Source organism: Kitasatospora sp. NPDC098652, assembly GCF_044760155.1.
Classification (GTDB): domain Bacteria; phylum Actinomycetota; class Actinomycetes; order Streptomycetales; family Streptomycetaceae; genus Kitasatospora.
In genome coordinates this window covers 128,375-144,308 of the sequence record NZ_JBIWAQ010000007.1, presented here as the reverse complement: position 1 = coordinate 144,308, position 15,934 = coordinate 128,375, and the positions used below count along the sequence as shown (strand labels likewise).

Sequence of the window (15,934 nt, the reverse complement as noted above, 5' to 3'; positions counted from 1 at the left end):
CAGCCTAGCCGAGCCGCCCGACCGCCTGCCGGTACTCCCTCAGGTGCTTCCAGCGCACCGAGCGCATGCCGACCACGTCCCCCTCCTCGAGGTCGAAGTCCTCGGACAGGAAGGCCACCGCCAGGAAGACGAAGCCGAGCAGCCAACGCCTGGTCAGCCGCCAGGTGTTGGGGCGCATCACCCGCTTGCGGCGCACCACCCGCATCGCCAGGATCCCCTTGCCCACGCTGAAACCGGTCAGCCGGGCGAGCACCACCTGGTTGAGGAACGAGGCGAGCAGGCCGACGCCCAGGAAGGCCGCCCAGAACTGCACCACCGTGCCGCTCGCGTGCTGGACGGCGTGGCCGGCCGCGGCCGCGACCGGCTTGGTGCGGCCCGCGGCCTCGTCGGAGGCGACGGCGGCGGAGAAACCGAGGCTCAGTGCGAGGGCGAAGTCCAGCACGATCGCCAGAAAGCGCCGGAAGCCGCCCGCCTCCGGGGGGCACGGCGGCAGCGCGGGCGGCGGCTGCTGGTGGTTCTGCTGCTGCGGGTAGGGCTGCTGCTGCGCCTGCGGGTACGGGGCCTGCCCGTACGGCGGTTGGGCCTGCGGGTACGGCTGGGGCTGCCCGTAGGGCTGGGGCTGCTGCGGGTACGGCTGCGGGGGCTGCGGGTACGGACCCTGGCCGTACGGGTTCGGCCCCGGGCCGCTCTGCGGGTACTGCTGCTGCGGGTACGGCTGGTTCTGCGGGTACTGCTGCTGCGGGTACTGCGGCGGCGGATAGCCCTGCGCCATGGTGTGCTCCCCCGTGAGCCGTCGACCAGATCATGATCGTGATCAAGAACAGCCCCGCATCCTACCCACGCCCCGGCGCGGGAGCCCGGCCGCGCCGGACCCCCGCGCCCCGAAGGGCCCCGCGCCGGCTACACCCAGGGCAGCGGCGGCGCCGTGCGGGCCGGGGTGGCGGCCAGGGTGTCGAGGGCGATCCGCACCGCCTCGGCCAGCTGCGGGTCCTCGCCGGCCGCCCAGTGGTGCGGGGCGAACGGCACCTCGACGTCCGGGTCGACGCCGTGGTTCTCCAGGCCCCAGCCGTAGTTCTCCATCCACATCGCGTACTTGGGCTGGGTGACCAGGGTGCCGTCGACCAGCTGGTACCGGCTGTCGATGCCGATCACCCCGCCCCAGGTCCGGGTGCCGACCACCGGGCCGATGCCGAGCGCCTGGATGGCGGCGTTGACGATGTCGCCGTCGGAGCCGGACAGTTCGTTGGCGATCGCGACCACCGGCCCGCGCGGGGCGTCCATCGGGTAGGGCACCCGGCCCTCGGTGTCCCGGATCGCGTACCAGCCGACGATCCGCCGGGCCAGCTTCTCTATCACCAGCTGCGAGGTGTGGCCGCCGCGGTTCTCCCGGACGTCCACGATCAGGCCCTCCTTGGCCATCTCGGTGGAGAGGTCGCGGTGCAGCTGCGCCCAGCCGGCCGTCTGCATGTCGGGGATGTGCAGGTAGCCGAGCCGGCCGCCGGACAGCTCCCGCGCCTTCGCCCGCCGGCCGGCCACCCAGTCGTGGTAGCGCAGCGCCTCCTCGTCGGCGAGCGGGACGACCACGGGGTGGCGCCGGTCGGTGCCGTCCTTGCCGGCCACGGTCAGCTCGACCGGCTGCCCGGCGGTGCCCGCCAGCAGCGGGGCCGGGCCGGTGACCGGGTCGACCGGGCGGCCGTTGACGGCGAGCACGGCGTCGCCCGGGCGGACCGCAGCGCCGGGCGCGGCCAGCGGCGAGCGGGCCCGGGGGTCGGAGGACTCGCCGGGCAGGATCCGGCCGATCCGCCACTGCTCGCCGTCCCGGACCAGGTCGGCGCCGAGCAGGCCCTGGCGCCGGGCGGGCTCGGTGTAGCGGCCGTACGGGACGACGTAGGCGTGCGAGGTGCCGAGTTCGCCGTTCACCTCCCAGAGCAGGTCGACCAGTTCGTCGTGCGAGCCGACCCGCTCGACCAGCGGCCGGTAGCGCTCCAGGATCCCGGCCCAGTCGACGCCGCCGAGGTCGGGGCGCCAGAAGTTGTCCCGCATCAGCCGGCCGTTCTCGGCGTACATCTGCCGCCACTCGGCGGCCGGGTCGACGGTCACCCGCAGCCGGGTGAGGTCGACGGCGGTCTCGTCGTCCTCGCCGCCGGCCTTGCGGTCGGCCGGGACGATCCGCAGCTCGCCCCCGTCCAGCACGGCCAGCCGGGTGCCGTCCCCGCTGACCGAGAACCCGTCGACGCCGTGCACCAGTTGCTCGACCCGGCGCTTCCTGAGGTCGAAGCGCTCCAGCACCGGGCGGGGCCGGTCGTCGTCCAACGAGGCCGCCTCGTCGCCGAGTTCGCCGAGCAGCGGCGCCCTGGTCCACAGCACCCCGTCCTTGGCGGCGCGCAGCGCGTGGAAGCGGCCGCCCTCGACCGGGAAGGGGACGATCCGGTCGGCGATGCCGTCCAGGTCCACCCGGACGGCCGGCGCCGCCCCGCCCGCGGCCTCCTCGCCGTCCGCCGTGCGGGCCCCGGGCTCGTCCTCCTCCCCGCCGGGCGCCCGCCCGGACCGCTGCGGGCCGAACGGGGACGGCGTCTCGGCGGCGAGCGTCACCAGGTAGGGGCGGCAGCCGTTCGGGAAGGACAGGCCGAAGGCGTGGGCGTCGTAGACCGGGTCGAAGCTGCGCACCGACAGGAAGGCCAGGTAGCGGCCGTCCGCGGTGAAGGCGGGCGAGGTGTCCAGGAATCGCTGCGAGGTGACCTCCCCGACGGTGCGGGTGGCCAGGTCGGCCAGCACGATCTGGCGCAGCGAGTAGGGGCCCATCCGGTGCACCGGGCGCGACCAGGCCAGCCAGGCCGAGTCCGGGCTGAACACCAGTCCGCTGACCTCGCCGTCGGTGCTGCGCTCCAGCTCGTGCACGGCGCCGTCGGCCAGGCCGACCACCAGCACCCGGCCGTCGTGCACGCCGACCGCGGCCCGCCTGCCGTCCGGGGAGACCACCAGCGAGTTGACCCGGCCCAGTCGTCCGGCGGCCAGCCGGCGCCGCTCGGGGTCGTGCACGGCGGGGGCGTACTCCAGGGCGTCCTCGCCCTCGGCGTCGGACACCCAGAGCACGCCCTGGGCGCCGTCCTCGCCCGGCACCACCCGGGCCAGCCGGGCGCGCACGCCCGGGGTCTCGTCCAGCACCCGGGCCGGGCCCTCGCGGTGGGTCAGCCAGTGCACGCTGCCGCGCACCACCACGGCGCCGGCCCGGCCGGTGCGGTCCGGGGCGACGGACTCCAGCCAGTGCGCGGCGTGCACCGGGTGGGGGCGGCGGCGGGCCCGCGAGCCGGCCGGACGGACGTCCAGCCGGCGCGGGGTGGCGGTCTCCAGGTCGTCCAGCAGCCACAGGTCGCCGGCCCGGTGGAAGACCACCCGGGTGCCGTCGGTGGTGGCGTTGCGGGCGTAGAAGCCGTCCGGGTCGGTGCTGTGGCGGCGCAGGTCGGAGCCGTCCGGGCGGCTGGACCACAGCTCGCCGACGCCCTCGTGGTCGGACAGGAAGGCGATCCGGCCGTCGCCGTCCCCGGCCACCCAGAGCGGGGAGTCGAGCTGCCCGGCCAGCTCCTGGTGGATCCGGACGAACCGGTCCTGCCCGATCCACAACTTGCCGGCCCGGCCGCCCCGGTAGCGCTTCCACCAGGCCGGCTCGCGGTTGTTGACGGTCACCAGCAGCACCCGGTCGCCGGCCGGCTCGAAGGCGAGCCCGCCGACCGGCCCGTACGGCAGCCGCACCGCCTCGCCGCCGTCCAGCGGCACGGCGTGCGCCCAGCAGCGGCGCACGCCGGACTCGCCCGCGCCGGTGGTGGCGATCGGGCGTCCGTCGGCGGTCCAACCCTGCACCCGGGTCTCGGCGTTGCCCCAGTACGTCAGCCGCCGCGACGGTCCGCCGTCCACCGGCACCACGTGCACCTCGGGGGCGCCGTCCCGGGTGGAGGTGAAGGCGATGTGCCGCCCGTCCGGGGAGAACCTGGGGTGCTGCACCGGCAGGTGATCGGCCGTCAGGCGCCAGGCCCGGCCGCCGTCCAGCGGGGCGAGCCACAGGTCGTCCTCGGCGACGAAGGCGACCAGGTCACCGTGCAGATGGGGGTGGCGCAGATAGGCGCCCGCGGAGGTGCTCAGGGAGTCCGTCACGCCGCCAGCGTAGGCAGCTTCGGGTACGAGCCGCTCCGTTTTCCGCAGACTCCCGGCGGGCGCACGGGAGTTGCCGGCGGGGTCAGGCCCAGCGGCCGGTGCGCCCCAGCAGCAGCGCCCCCGCCGCCACCCCGGCGGTCGAGGTGCGCAGCACCGAGGGGCCCAGCCGGTACGGCTTGGCGCCGGCCTCGGCGAAGGCGGCCAGCTCCTCCGGGGAGACCCCGCCCTCCGGGCCGACCACCAGCACGATGTCCCCGTCGGCCGGCAGCGCGGCCTGCGCCAGCGGCTCGGCGCCCTCCTCGTGCAGCACCGCGGCGAGCGCGGCCCCGGCCAGCAGCGGTGCCAGCTGCCGGGTGGTCATCGGCTCGCGCACCTCGGGGAAGCGCAGCCGGCGGGACTGCTTGCCCGCCTCCCGGGCGGTGGCCCGCCACTTGGCGAGCGCCTTGGCGCCGCGCTCGCCCTTCCACTGGGTGATGCAGCGCGAGGCGGCCCAGGGCACCACCACGTCCACGCCGACCTCGGTCATGGTCTCCACGGCCAGCTCGCCGCGGTCGCCCTTGGGCAGCGCCTGGACGACCACGATCCGCGGCGCCGGCTCCGGCTCCCGCCGCACGGCGGCCACCGTGACCTCGATCGCGTCCTTGCCGAGCACCGCGGCGACGATGCCGTCCACGCCCAGCCCCAGCCCGTCCGCCAGGGTGACCGCCTCGCCGGCCGCCAGCCGCTTCACCGCCGCCGCGTGCCGCCCCTCGGGCCCGTCGAGCCGCAGTACGGCCCCGGGCGCGGCGGCGGCGATCCGCTCGGTCTCGACGACGAAGACGGGCGCGGTCATGGCGGGGAACCTTTCCTGGGGTGGCCTGCGGCCGGGGAGGGGAAACACCGCAGGGGTGCCGGGGGTCCTCCCCCCGGCACCCCTGCACGGACGACTACCGGCCGTTGAAGGCGTCCTTCAGGCGCGAGAACAGGCCCTGCTGGCCCGGCGCGAACTGGCCGGACGGCCGCTCCTCGCCGCGCAGCAGCGAGAGCCGGCGCAGCAGCTCCTCCTGCTCGGCGTCGAGCTTGGTGGGCGTCTGCACCTCGACGTGCACTATCAGGTCGCCCCGGCCGCCGCCGCGCAGGTGGGTGATGCCCCGGCCGTGCAGCGGGATCGACTGGCCGGACTGGGTGCCGGGCCGGATGTCGACCTCCTCCAGCCCGTCCAGGGTCTGCAGCGGCACCTGGGTGCCGAGCGCGGCCGCCGTCATTGGGATGGTGACGGTGCAGTGCAGGTCGTCCCCGCGCCGCTGGAAGACCGCGTGGGTGGTCTCGGCGATCTCGACGTACAGGTCGCCGGACGGGCCGCCGCCGGGGCCGACCTCGCCCTCGCCGGCCAGCTGGATCCGGGTGCCGTTGTCCACACCGGCCGGGATCTTCACGGTCAGGGTGCGGCGGGCCCGCACCCGGCCGTCGCCGGCGCACTCGGGGCAGGGGGTCGGCACCACGGTGCCGAAGCCCTGGCACTGCGGGCACGGGCGGGAGGTCATGACCTGGCCCAGGAACGAGCGGGTGACCTGGGACACCTCGCCCTTGCCGCGACACATGTCGCAGGTCTGGGCCGAGGTGCCGGGGGCCGCGCCCTCGCCGTTGCAGGTGGTGCAGGTGACGGCGGTGTCGACCTGGAGTTCCTTGGTGGTGCCGAAGGCGGCCTCCTCCAGGGTGATCTCCAGCCGGATCATGGCGTCCTGGCCGCGGCGGGTGCGCGAGCGCGGGCCGCGCTGGCCGGCCGCGGCGCCGAAGAAGGCGTCCATGATGTCGGAGAAGCCGAAGCCCGCCGCGCCGGCGCCGAAGCCGCCCGCGCCACCGCCGCCGCCCGGCGACAGCGGGTCGCCGCCCAGGTCGTAGACCTGGCGCTTCTGCGGGTCGGAGAGCACCTCGTAGGCGGCGTTGATCTCCTTGAACCGCTCCTGCGTCTTCGGGTCCGGGTTGACGTCCGGGTGCAGTTCGCGTGCCAGGCGCCGGAACGCCTTCTTGATCTCGTCCTGCCCCGCATCCCGTCGGACGCCGAGTACCGCGTAGTAGTCCGTGGCCACCAAATGCTCCGCTTGTTCCGCCTGTAGTAGTGCTGCGACTGGACGCCGGCCGTTGCGAATCCAACGGCCGGCGGTGTGCTACGACTCGGCCAGGATCTGGCCCACGTACCGTGCCACCGCCCGCACCGCCCCCATTGTGCCCGGGTAGTCCATCCGGGTCGGACCGATCACACCCAGTTTGGCCACACTCTCGTCGCCCGAACCGTAGCCGACCGAAACGACCGAGGTGGAATTCAGCCCTTCGTAGGCGTTCTCCCGCCCGATCCGGACCGTCATCGCGGCGTCCGTGGTCTCACCCAGGAGGCGGAGCAGGACGACCTGCTCCTCCAGGGCCTCCAGCACCGGCTGGATGGTGAGCGGGAAGTCGTGCCCGAAGCGGGTCAGGTTGGCGGTGCCGGCCAGCATGATCCGTTCCTCGTTCTGCTCGGCGAGCGCCTCGAACAGCGTCGCCAGGACCGTGCTGACGGTCGGCCGGTCGGCCGCCTCGAAGGCCGCCGGGAGCTCCTCCAGGAGCCCAGGGACGTCCGGCAGCCGCTGCCCGGCCGCCCGGGTGTTGATCCGCGAGCGCAGGTCCGCCAGGACCGTCTCGCCGACCGTGCCCGGGCAGTCGACCATCCGCTGTTCGACCCGGCCGGTGTTGGTGATCAGCACCAGCATCACCTTGGCCGGGGCCAGCGCCACCAGCTCGATGTGCCGGACGGTGGAGCGGGTCAGCGAGGGGTACTGCACCACGGCGACCTGGCGGGTCAACTGGGCGAGCAGCCGCACCGTACGGGTGACCACGTCGTCCAGGTCGACGGCGCCGTCCAGGAAGTGCCGGATCGCCCGGCGCTCCGGGGAGCTCATCGGCTTGATCTCGGCGAGCTTGTCGACGAACAGCCGGTAGCCCTTGTCGGTGGGGATCCGCCCGGCGCTGGTGTGCGGCTGGTGGATGTACCCCTCCTCCTCCAGCGCCGCCATGTCGTTGCGCACGGTGGCCGGGGACACCCCGAGGTTGTGCCGCTCCACCAGGGCCTTGGAACCGACCGGCTCCTCGGTGCCCACGTAGTCCTGGACGATCGCGCGCAGCACGGCGAGCTTGCGGTCGTCCAGCTGGCGGACCTCTCCGGCCATGGGGCACGCACCTCCGTCTTCGCACGTTGTCCGTCTGTGATGCTGCGAGCCGCTCCGGGGAGGGCCCCGACCCTGGCACTCTGCATGCACGAGTGCCAAAACCGTACCTGCCAGTGTACGGCCCGGGTCGTACCGCAGGAACGGCCCGGCCGGGGTGATCCTGCCCGCAGTTCCGGACGGCCACCGCGACACTCCGCGTGCACGGGTGGTGCCCCGGGGCCGTCCGGGTGGCAGCATCGAAAGCGACGGCGAACGGAGGAGCAAGCGATGTCGAGCTCGGGCCAGCACACCCGTTTCGCGCCCGACCGCGGCCTGACCAGCCGCATGGTCGGGACGATGTTCGTGATCGGGCTGCTGTACGTCGGTTTCACGGGCCTGCTGATCGCGCTGCTGCGCGGGGCCTGGCCGCTGATCGTGCTGATCTCCGGCGGGCTGTTCGTGGCCCAGTTCTGGTTCAGCGACAAGATCACCGAGCGGGCCATGGGCGCCCACCAGGTGACCGAGGAGCAGTACCCCCAGCTGCACGGCACCATCGACCGGCTCTGCGCCCTGGCCGACATGCCCAAGCCCCGCGTGGCGGTCGCCGACAACGACATGCCGAACGCCTTCGCCACCGGCCGCAACCCGCAGAACGCCGTGGTGTGCGTCACCACCGGACTGCTGCGCCGACTGGAACCCGAGGAGCTGGAGGGCGTCCTGGCGCACGAGCTGTCGCACGTCGCCCACCGGGACGTCGCGGTGATGACCATCGCCGGCTTCCTCGGCGTGCTCGCCGGGGCGATGACCCGGGTCGCGATGTACGGCGGGTTCATGGGCGGCAACCGCAACAGCAACGACCAGAACGCGGCCATCGCGGCGCTGGTCATCCCGCTGGTGTCGATCGTGGTCTACGCGATCAGCTTCCTGCTCACCCGGCTGCTGTCCCGCTACCGCGAACTGGCCGCCGACCGGGCCGCCGCCCAGCTCACCGGCCGGCCCAGCGCCCTCGCCTCGGCGCTCACCAAGGTCACCGGGCAGATCGCCGCCATCCCCACCGAGGACCTGCGCAAGGCCCAGCCCTACAACGCCTTCTACTTCGCCCCCGCGCTGAGCGCCAGGGAGACCGCCTCCCAGCTGCTCTCCACCCACCCGACGCTGGAGAAGCGGCTGGCCCAGCTGGCGAAGATCTCCGAGCAGCTCGGCCGCTGACCCCCTACCGACCTGCCCCGCCCCGACCCGCCCGAGAGGACCGCCGTGGGATTCCTGGACGCCCTGTTCGGCCGCACCAAGCCCGTCAAGCCCGACCTCGACCAGCTGTTCGGCCTGCCGTCCGCCGCGCTCACCCTGGAGGCCGGGGCCGGGTTCCTCCCCACCGGGCTCGGTTCGGTCTGCTTCGCGGCCGTCGAGGGCGCCGCCTTCGTCCAGGTGGAGCAGCAGGTCCGGGCCCTGCTGGACGCGGACACCGAACGCGGCGGCGTCCCGGTGGAGGCCTCCAAGGACGGCTACGGCTACTCCTGGCTGCTCACCCGGCACACCCCCGAGGAACTCCCGGAGCTGGTCAACGACCTGCACGCGGTCAACAGCGAGCTGGAGGCGAACGGCTTCGGCCCGCAGCTGCTCTGCTCCCTGGTCGTCTTCCGCAACGCCGAGGGCCAGTCGCTGGCCCTGGTCTACCTCTACAAGCGCGGCACCTTCTACCCCTTCGCCCCGATGCCCGGCGGCGGCGAGCGGCGCAACAGCCCGCTGGAGCTCCAGGTGAACGCGATGCTGGGGAACGACCTGCGGCTGGAGAAGGACCTCAGCCGCTGGTTCCCGGTCTGGGGCGCGCCGGGCCTCTGACACCCCGTCCGTAAAATCGCCCCATGCGCAGCCACCAGTACGGACCGGACCTCACCCCGCCGTGGAAGAAGCAGCAGCCCGCACCCGAGGTGCCGGCCGAGCGGGACCTGGTGGTCGAGGAGGCGGCCACCGGCTACTGCGGGGCGGTGGTGCGCTGCGAGCGGACCGCGGAGGGGTTCACCGTCACCCTGGAGGACCGCTTCGGCAAGCAGCGGGTCTTCCCGCTGGTGCCGCGCGGCTTCCTGCTGGAGGGCAGGGTGGTCACCCTGGTGCGCCCGGCCGCGCCCGCCGCGCCGCGCACCCCGGCCCGCACCGCCTCCGGCTCCCTCGCCGTGCCCGGCGCCCGGGCCCGGGTCGCCCGGGAGTCCCGGATCTACGTCGAGGGCCGGCACGACGCCGAACTGGTCGAGCGGGTCTGGGGCGACGACCTGCGCATCGAGGGCGTCGTCGTCGAGTACCTCCAGGGCATCGACGACCTCCCGGCGATCGTCGCCGACTTCGCCCCCGGCCCCGGCCGCCGCCTCGGCGTCCTGGTCGACCACCTGCTCCCGGGGACGAAGGAGCACCGGATCGCCGCCCAGGTCACCGGCGAGTCGGTGCTGGTCGTCGGCCACCCCTACATCGACATCTGGCAGGCCGTGAAGCCCTCCAGCGTCGGCATCCCCGGCTGGCCCGCCGTCCCCCGCGGCGAGGACTGGAAGGAGGGCACCTGCCGCCGCCTCGGCTGGCCGGTGGACACCCCGGCCGCCTGGAAGCACATCCTGTCGAAGGTCAATTCCTACAAGGACCTGGAGCCGGAACTCCTGGCCAAGGTCGAGGAGTTGATCGACTTCACCGCCCTGCCGGGTCAGGAGTAGGCCTGGAACTCCGAGGTGTCGAGCGTGACGTCCAGCAGATCCACCGGAATGGGCTCGCCGAACTTGACGGTCCGCATCACCGTGTAGTCCGGCAGTCCGGAGACACTCGCCCGGGTCGGCTCGGTCAGCAGCACACAGACGGCCTTGAGCGGGTCAACGATCAGATACGCGGGAATCCCACCCTGGGCATAGAGCTCCCGCTTGGTTCGGTGGTCACGGAGCGCGCTGGGCTTCGTGACCACTTCGACCACCAGAGTGACCGCGGCTGCGGGCAACTCCTCAACGGGCCCGCGCTCGAACACAACCAGGTCCGGTTGCGGCTCACCGACGTCACCCGGGAAGGAGAGGCTCTGCTTCGTCAAGCCATGCCATTTCCCGTAGGGGATCTGGTCGAGCAGGGACGCGACGATGAGGTTGGTCGCCAGGTCGGAGCTCGGAGACAGCAGGATCTCCCCGAAGATGATCTCGACACGAACACCTTCCGGGATTTCGAGCCGCTCAAGGACCCTCTGCACCCGCGTACTTGAAGTAGTCACGCGAACACGATAGGTCCCCGGTCAGTCCACCAGGTCACGCACGACGGCGTCCGCCAGGAGCCGCCCCTGGAGGGTCAGGGCGGCGCGGCCCTGCTCGTAGGCCGTCTCGGCGAGGAGGCCGTCGGCAAGGGCCTTGGCGGCGGCCCGGCGGCCCGCCTCGGCCAGCAGGTCCAGGGGGATGCCGTCGGCCAGGCGCAGTTCCAGCAGGATGCGCTCGACCCGGCGGTCCTCCTCCGACAGCACCTCGCGGCCCAGGGCCGGGGTGCGGCCCTCGGCAAGGGCCTGGGCGTAGGCGGCGGGGTGCTTGGCGTTCCACCAGCGGACGCCGCCGACGTGGCTGTGGGCGCCGGGGCCGGCCCCCCACCAGTCGGCGCCGGTCCAGTAGAGCTCGTTGTGCCGGCAGCGCCCCTCGGGGGTGGTGGCCCAGTTGGAGACCTCGTACCAGGAGTAGCCGGCCGCGCTGAGCGCCTGCTCGGCGATGAGGTAGCGGTCGGCGTGCACGTCGTCGTCGATCATCGGCAGTTCGCCGCGCTTGACCCGGGCGGCCAGCTTGGTGCCGTCCTCGACGATCAGGGAGTACGCGGAGACGTGGTCGGGCCCGGCGCCGATCGCGGCGTCCAGGGAGGCCCGCCAGTCGTCGTCGGACTCGCCGGGGGTGCCGTAGATCAGGTCGAGGTTGACGTGGTCGAAGCCGGCCGCGCGGGCCTCGGCCACGCAGGCCTCGGGGCGGCCGGGGGTGTGGTGGCGGTCGAGCAGCCGCAGGACGTGCGGGCGGGCGCTCTGCATGCCGAAGGAGATCCGGTTGTAGCCGCCCTCGCGCAGTTCGGCGAGGTACGCCGGGTCGACGGACTCGGGGTTGGCCTCGGTGGTGACCTCGGCGCCCGGGGCGAGCCCGAACTCCTCGCGCAGCGCGGCCAGCATCCTCACCAGGTCGCGGGCGGGCAGCAGGGTCGGGGTGCCGCCGCCGAGGAAGACGGTCTGCACCGGCAGGTCGACGTCCCCGAGGATGCGACGGGCCAGCCGGATCTCGGCGACCACGTTGTCCGCGTAGGTCTCCTGCGAGGCGACGGCCCCGGAGGAGCGCAGCTCGGTGGCGGTGTAGGTGTTGAAGTCGCAGTAGCCGCAGCGGCTGGCGCAGTACGGGACGTGCAGGTAGAAGCCGAACGGCCGGTCGCCCAGCCCGGTGAGGGCGTGCGCGGGCAGGGAACCGTCGGACGGCACCGGTTCGCCGTCGGGGAGTGCGGAGGGCATGACCCCATTGTCCCGTACGACTCACCCGAACTCGTGAGCCGTACGGGAGGGGGTGGCTCAGGCCTCGTTGGCACCCGCGTACATGGCGGCCACCGCGTCGGCGTAGGTCCGCTCGACCACCGGGCGCTTGATCTTGAGGCTCGGGGTGAGCTCGCCGTGCTCGATGTCGAGGTCGCGCGGCAGCAGGTGGAACTTCTTGATCGTCTGCCAGCGCTGGAGGTCGGCGTTGACCCGCTTGACGAAGCCCTCGATCAGCTGGTGCACGGCCGGGTCGGCGGTCAGCTCCGCGTAGCTCCTGCCGGCCAGGCCGCGCTCGGCGGCCCACGGCATCAGCACCGCCTCGTCCAGGCCGATCAGCGCGGTGCAGTAGTTGCGGCCGTTGCCGATCACCAGGATGTTGCTGACGAACGGGCAGACCGCCTTGAACTTGCCCTCGACCTCGCTGGGCGCCACGTACTTGCCGCCGGAGGTCTTGAACAGGTCCTTCTTGCGGTCGGTGATCCGCAGGAAGCCGTCGGGGCTGAGCTCGCCGATGTCCTCGGTGTGGAACCAGCCGTCCGGCTCCAGCACCTCGGCGGTCTTCTCCGGCAGGTTGTGGTAGCCGCGCATCACGCCGGGGCCGCGCAGCAGGATCTCGCCGTCCTCGGCGATCCGCACCTCGGTGCCGGGCAGCGGGCGGCCGACCGTGCCGATCCGGACGTCCTCCTTGCGGTTGACGCAGGAGCCGGCGCTGGTCTCGCTCAGCCCGTAGCCCTCCAGGATCGGCACCCCGGCGCCGAGGAAGAAGTAGCCGATCTCGGGGGCCAGGGCGGCGCTGCCGGAGACCGCGCCGCGCAGCCGGCCGCCGAAGGCGGCCCGGATCTTCGCGTACACCAGCTTGTCGGCCAGCGCGTGCTGCAGCCGCAGGCCCAACGGGGCGCTCTCGACGCCGGTGGCGACCCGGCTCTCCTGGACCGCCCGGGCGTACTCGCGGGCGACCTTGGCGGCCCACAGGAAGATCTTGTACTTGGCGCCGCCCTCGGCCCGGGCCCGCCCGGCGATGCCGTTGTAGACCTTCTCGAAGATGCGGGGCGCCGAGGCCATGGTGGTCGGCCGGATGACCGGCAGGTTGTGGATGATCCGGTCGACCCGGCCGTCCACGGCCATCACGTGGCCGGTGGCGATCTGGCCGGAGATCAGCGTCTTGCCGAAGACGTGCGACAGCGGCAGCCACATGAACTGCACGTCGTCGGGGCCGAGCAGGCCGCTGGCCTCCTGGGCCCGGCCCTCGTAGGCCCAGCAGTCGTGCACCAGGCGCACGCCCTTGGGGCGGCCGGTGGTGCCGGAGGTGTAGATGAGGGTGGCCAGCTGCTCCTTGTCGAGCCCGGCCACGGCCTTCTCGACCGCGTCCGGGTGCTGCTCCAGGTACTCGGCGCCGCGCCGTTCCAGCTCGGCCAGGGTGATCAGGTCCAGCCCGGCCTTCGGGAGCGCCTGCGGCCCCGACTCCCCGGCGGGGGCGTCGAAGAGGATCACGGTGCGCAGCTCGGGCAGCTCGTCGATGTGCTCGACGGCCTTGGCCAGCTGGTCGGCGTTCTCGGCGAACAGGGCCCGGGAGCCGGAGTTGGAGAGGATGAAGGCCGTCTCGTCGGCGTTGGTGCTCGGGTAGACGGTGGTAATGGCGGCGCCCGCGCACATGGCGCCCAGGTCGGCGAGGATCCACTCGACCCGGGTGGAGGAGGCCAGCGCGACCCGGTCCTCCGACTGGATGCCGAGCGCCATCAGGCCGGCGGCCACCGCCTTGACCCGGACCGCGGTCTGCGCCCAGGTGAGCGAGCGCCACTGCTCGGCGCCCGGCGCGCCGTCCGCGGCGTGCTCGTCGACCGAGGCCGGATAGCGGTAGGCCTCGGCGTTCGGGGTCAGGGCGACCCGCTCCAGGAACAGGTGGGCGACGGAGGCGGGACGCCCGGCGACGATGTCGGCACTGCCGGAGTCGATCAGGGACTGCGCGGAACTCAACGAGGACCTCCGGGGGCGGGTGGCCGTCTGAGGGATTGTCGCGGCGTCCGTGGGGGCGGCCGCCGGGCCCCGGTTAACGTGGTCGGTACCGGTCAGTAACAAGGGCGTAGTCAGCAGCCTAGGGGGAAACCGGTCATTCCGTAAGGGGGCGGCCCCAGCTGGCACGCCCCCGACGCGCCGGTGCCGGTCCCACCGGGGGCGCGAACCGGGCCCCGAAGGCAAAGGCCCGGCAAACCTCCGCCGGACGGCCCCCGAATCGTCTGTACGACGCTACAGAACGACGAGAATTGGGGTGCGAACCCGACCGGCGACGACAAGAGTGTGCCAGTGCTGATCAGACTGCTCCGGGCGTACCTGCGCCCATACTCCCGACCGATCACCCTGCTGGTGGCCCTCCAGCTGGTGTCCACCCTCGCGGCGCTCTACCTGCCCACACTCAACGCCGACATCATCGACAAGGGCGTGGTCAAGGGCGACACCGGCTACATCCTGCGCCTGGGCGCCGTGATGATCGGCGTCACCCTGCTCCAGGCGCTCTGCTCCATCGGCGCCGTCTACTACGGCGCCCGCACCGCGATGGCCTTCGGCCGCGACCTGCGGGCCGCCGTCTTCGACCGGGTGCAGAGCTTCTCCGCCCGCGAGGTCGGCCAGTTCGGCGCCCCGTCGCTGATCACCCGCACCACCAACGACGTCCAGCAGGTCCAGATGCTGGCCCTGATGAGCTTCACCCTGATGGTCGCCGCACCGATCATGTGCGTCGGCGGCATCATCATGGCGCTCAACCAGGACGTCCCGCTGTCCGGCCTGCTGCTCGCCGTCATCCCCGCGCTCGGCGTCGTCGTCGTCCTGCTGGTGCGCGCCCTGCGGCCGAAGTTCCGCAGCATGCAGGTGAAGATCGACACCGTGAACCGGGTGCTGCGCGAGCAGATCACCGGCATCCGGGTCATCCGCGCCTTCGTCAAGGACGGCCACGAGCAGCAGCGCTTCGCCGACGCCAACGAGGACCTCACCCAGGTCGCCCGGCAGGTCGGCCGGCTGATGTCCGTGATGTTCCCCGCCGTGATGCTGGTCGTCAACGTCTCCAGCGTCGCGGTGCTCTGGTTCGGCGCCCACCGCATCGACAGCGGCGGCATGGAGATCGGCGGGCTCACCGCCTTCCTCTCTTACCTGATGCAGATCCTGATGAGCGTCATGATGGCCACCTTCATGTTCATGATGGTGCCGCGCGCCGAGGTCTGCGCCGAACGCGTCCAGGAGGTCCTCTCCACCGCCTCCAGCGTCGTCCCGCCCGCCGCCCCGGTCACCGAGCTGCTGCGCCGCGGCCACCTGGAGCTGCGCGACGTCGCCTTCCGCTACCCCGGCGCCGAGGCCCCGGTGCTGCGCGGCATCGACCTCACCGCCCGCCCCGGCGAGACCACCGCCATCATCGGCTCCACCGGCGCCGGCAAGTCCACCCTGCTCGGCCTCGTCCCCCGGCTCTTCGACGCCACCTCCGGACAGGTCCTGCTCGACGGCACCGACGTGCGCGAACTCTCCGCCGACACCATCGCCGACAGCGTCGGCATCGTCCCGCAGAAGCCCTACCTCTTCTCCGGCACCGTCGCCAGCAACCTCCGCTACGGCCGTCCCGACGCCACCGACGAGGAACTCTGGCACGCCCTGGAGATCGCCCAGGCCAAGGACTTCGTCGAGAAGCTGCCCGAAGGCCTGGACGCCCCCATCGCCCAGGGCGGCAGCAACGTCTCCGGCGGCCAGCGCCAGCGCCTGGCCATCGCCCGGGCACTCGTCCGGCGGCCCGACGTCTACCTCTTCGACGACTCCTTCTCCGCGCTCGACTACGCCACCGACGCCAGGCTGCGCAAGGCCCTCGCCCGCGAGACCTCGAACGCCACCGTCCTGATCGTCGCCCAGCGCGTCTCCACCATCCGCGACGCCGACCGGATCATCGTCCTCGACGAGGGCGCCGTCGTCGGCAGCGGCACCCACCACGAACTGATGGCCGACAACCCGACGTACCGGGAGATCGTGCTCTCCCAGCTCACCGAGCAGGAGGCGGCGTGACCAGCCCAGGAAAGCCCGCCGGAAAGCCGGCCGGGCAGCCGGCCGGGACCCCCGCCGGACCGGGCGCCGGACAGCCCGACGACCG

Annotated in this window: 12 protein-coding genes; 4 read left to right on the top strand and 8 right to left on the bottom strand. The window is 73.1% G+C overall.

From position 1 onward, the window contains the following. Positions 1–4 precede the first annotated feature (4 nt). From ACIQWA_RS17970 to hrcA, 5 genes are all read right to left on the bottom strand, one after another. Entirely contained in the window at positions 5–772 is a 768-nt protein-coding gene (locus tag ACIQWA_RS17970; protein WP_402483544.1) for an RDD family protein, read from the bottom strand. Positions 773–900: 128 nt separating this feature from the next. Further along, a complete protein-coding gene (locus tag ACIQWA_RS17965) occupies positions 901–4,149 on the bottom strand; it encodes a S41 family peptidase (RefSeq protein WP_402483541.1) in 3,249 nt (1,082 codons plus the stop codon). An 82-nt stretch (positions 4,150–4,231) separates the two neighbouring features. Next, positions 4,232–4,981, bottom strand: a complete 750-nt coding sequence (locus ACIQWA_RS17960) for a 16S rRNA (uracil(1498)-N(3))-methyltransferase (RefSeq protein WP_402483539.1) — start codon at positions 4,979–4,981, stop codon at positions 4,232–4,234. A 94-nt stretch (positions 4,982–5,075) separates the two neighbouring features. Next, positions 5,076–6,218 (bottom strand): molecular chaperone DnaJ, encoded by a 1,143-nt coding sequence (gene dnaJ / locus ACIQWA_RS17955; RefSeq protein ID WP_360228775.1) that lies wholly within the window; start codon positions 6,216–6,218, stop codon positions 5,076–5,078. A gap of 78 nt (positions 6,219–6,296) precedes the next feature. Continuing rightward, complete coding sequence (gene hrcA, locus ACIQWA_RS17950; RefSeq protein ID WP_360228778.1) at positions 6,297–7,331, bottom strand: heat-inducible transcriptional repressor HrcA; 1,035 nt, start codon at positions 7,329–7,331, stop codon at positions 6,297–6,299. Positions 7,332–7,598: 267 nt separating this feature from the next. Between hrcA and htpX the strand changes: the two genes are divergently transcribed. The 3 genes from htpX to ACIQWA_RS17935 are packed head-to-tail and all read left to right on the top strand — an operon-like array spanning position 7,599 to position 10,006. Beyond that, a complete protein-coding gene (gene htpX, locus ACIQWA_RS17945) occupies positions 7,599–8,519 on the top strand; it encodes a zinc metalloprotease HtpX (protein ID WP_360228781.1) in 921 nt (306 codons plus the stop codon). A 45-nt stretch (positions 8,520–8,564) separates the two neighbouring features. Beyond that, positions 8,565–9,149: a hypothetical protein gene (locus tag ACIQWA_RS17940; RefSeq protein WP_360228784.1), complete on the top strand. Its 585-nt coding sequence runs from the start codon at positions 8,565–8,567 to the stop codon at positions 9,147–9,149. 23 nt (positions 9,150–9,172) lie between these two features. After that, positions 9,173–10,006 carry a DUF3097 domain-containing protein gene (locus ACIQWA_RS17935; protein ID WP_402483536.1) on the top strand — a complete coding sequence of 278 codons (834 nt, stop codon included), beginning with the start codon at positions 9,173–9,175 and terminating at the stop codon, positions 10,004–10,006. Here ACIQWA_RS17935 and ACIQWA_RS17930 read toward each other — a convergent pair. The 3 genes from ACIQWA_RS17930 to ACIQWA_RS17920 are packed head-to-tail and all read right to left on the bottom strand — an operon-like array spanning position 9,997 to position 13,788. Further along, complete coding sequence (locus ACIQWA_RS17930; RefSeq protein WP_402483533.1) at positions 9,997–10,542, bottom strand: Uma2 family endonuclease; 546 nt, start codon at positions 10,540–10,542, stop codon at positions 9,997–9,999. The two genes, ACIQWA_RS17935 and ACIQWA_RS17930, sit on opposite strands and share 10 nt — an antisense overlap. 21 nt (positions 10,543–10,563) lie before the next feature. Then, positions 10,564–11,793, bottom strand: a complete 1,230-nt coding sequence (gene hemW, locus ACIQWA_RS17925) for a radical SAM family heme chaperone HemW (RefSeq protein ID WP_402483530.1) — start codon at positions 11,791–11,793, stop codon at positions 10,564–10,566. Between the two features lie 57 nt (positions 11,794–11,850). Beyond that, the gene (locus ACIQWA_RS17920) at positions 11,851–13,788 is read right to left on the bottom strand and encodes an AMP-dependent synthetase/ligase (RefSeq protein ID WP_402483527.1); all 1,938 of its coding nucleotides are present in this window, start codon (positions 13,786–13,788) and stop codon (positions 11,851–11,853) included. Between the two features lie 327 nt (positions 13,789–14,115). On the opposite strand from ACIQWA_RS17920, the gene ACIQWA_RS17915 reads away from it, so the two are divergent. Then, positions 14,116–15,849 carry an ABC transporter ATP-binding protein gene (locus tag ACIQWA_RS17915; RefSeq protein WP_360228799.1) on the top strand — a complete coding sequence of 578 codons (1,734 nt, stop codon included), beginning with the start codon at positions 14,116–14,118 and terminating at the stop codon, positions 15,847–15,849. Positions 15,850–15,934: the final 85 nt, after the last annotated feature.

Excerpts from the sequence above, each read along its gene's own strand:
- ACIQWA_RS17960 (WP_402483539.1), bottom strand. The coding sequence starts at position 4,981 with ATGACCGCGCCCGTCTTCGTCGTCGAGACCGAGCGGATCGCCGCCGCC.
- ACIQWA_RS17970 (WP_402483544.1), bottom strand. The coding sequence starts at position 772 with ATGGCGCAGGGCTATCCGCCGCCGCAGTACCCGCAGCAGCAGTACCCG.
- htpX (WP_360228781.1), top strand. The coding sequence starts at position 7,599 with ATGTCGAGCTCGGGCCAGCACACCCGTTTCGCGCCCGACCGCGGCCTG.
- ACIQWA_RS17935 (WP_402483536.1), top strand. The coding sequence starts at position 9,173 with ATGCGCAGCCACCAGTACGGACCGGACCTCACCCCGCCGTGGAAGAAG.
- hemW (WP_402483530.1), bottom strand. The coding sequence starts at position 11,793 with ATGCCCTCCGCACTCCCCGACGGCGAACCGGTGCCGTCCGACGGTTCC.
- hrcA (WP_360228778.1), bottom strand. The coding sequence starts at position 7,331 with ATGGCCGGAGAGGTCCGCCAGCTGGACGACCGCAAGCTCGCCGTGCTG.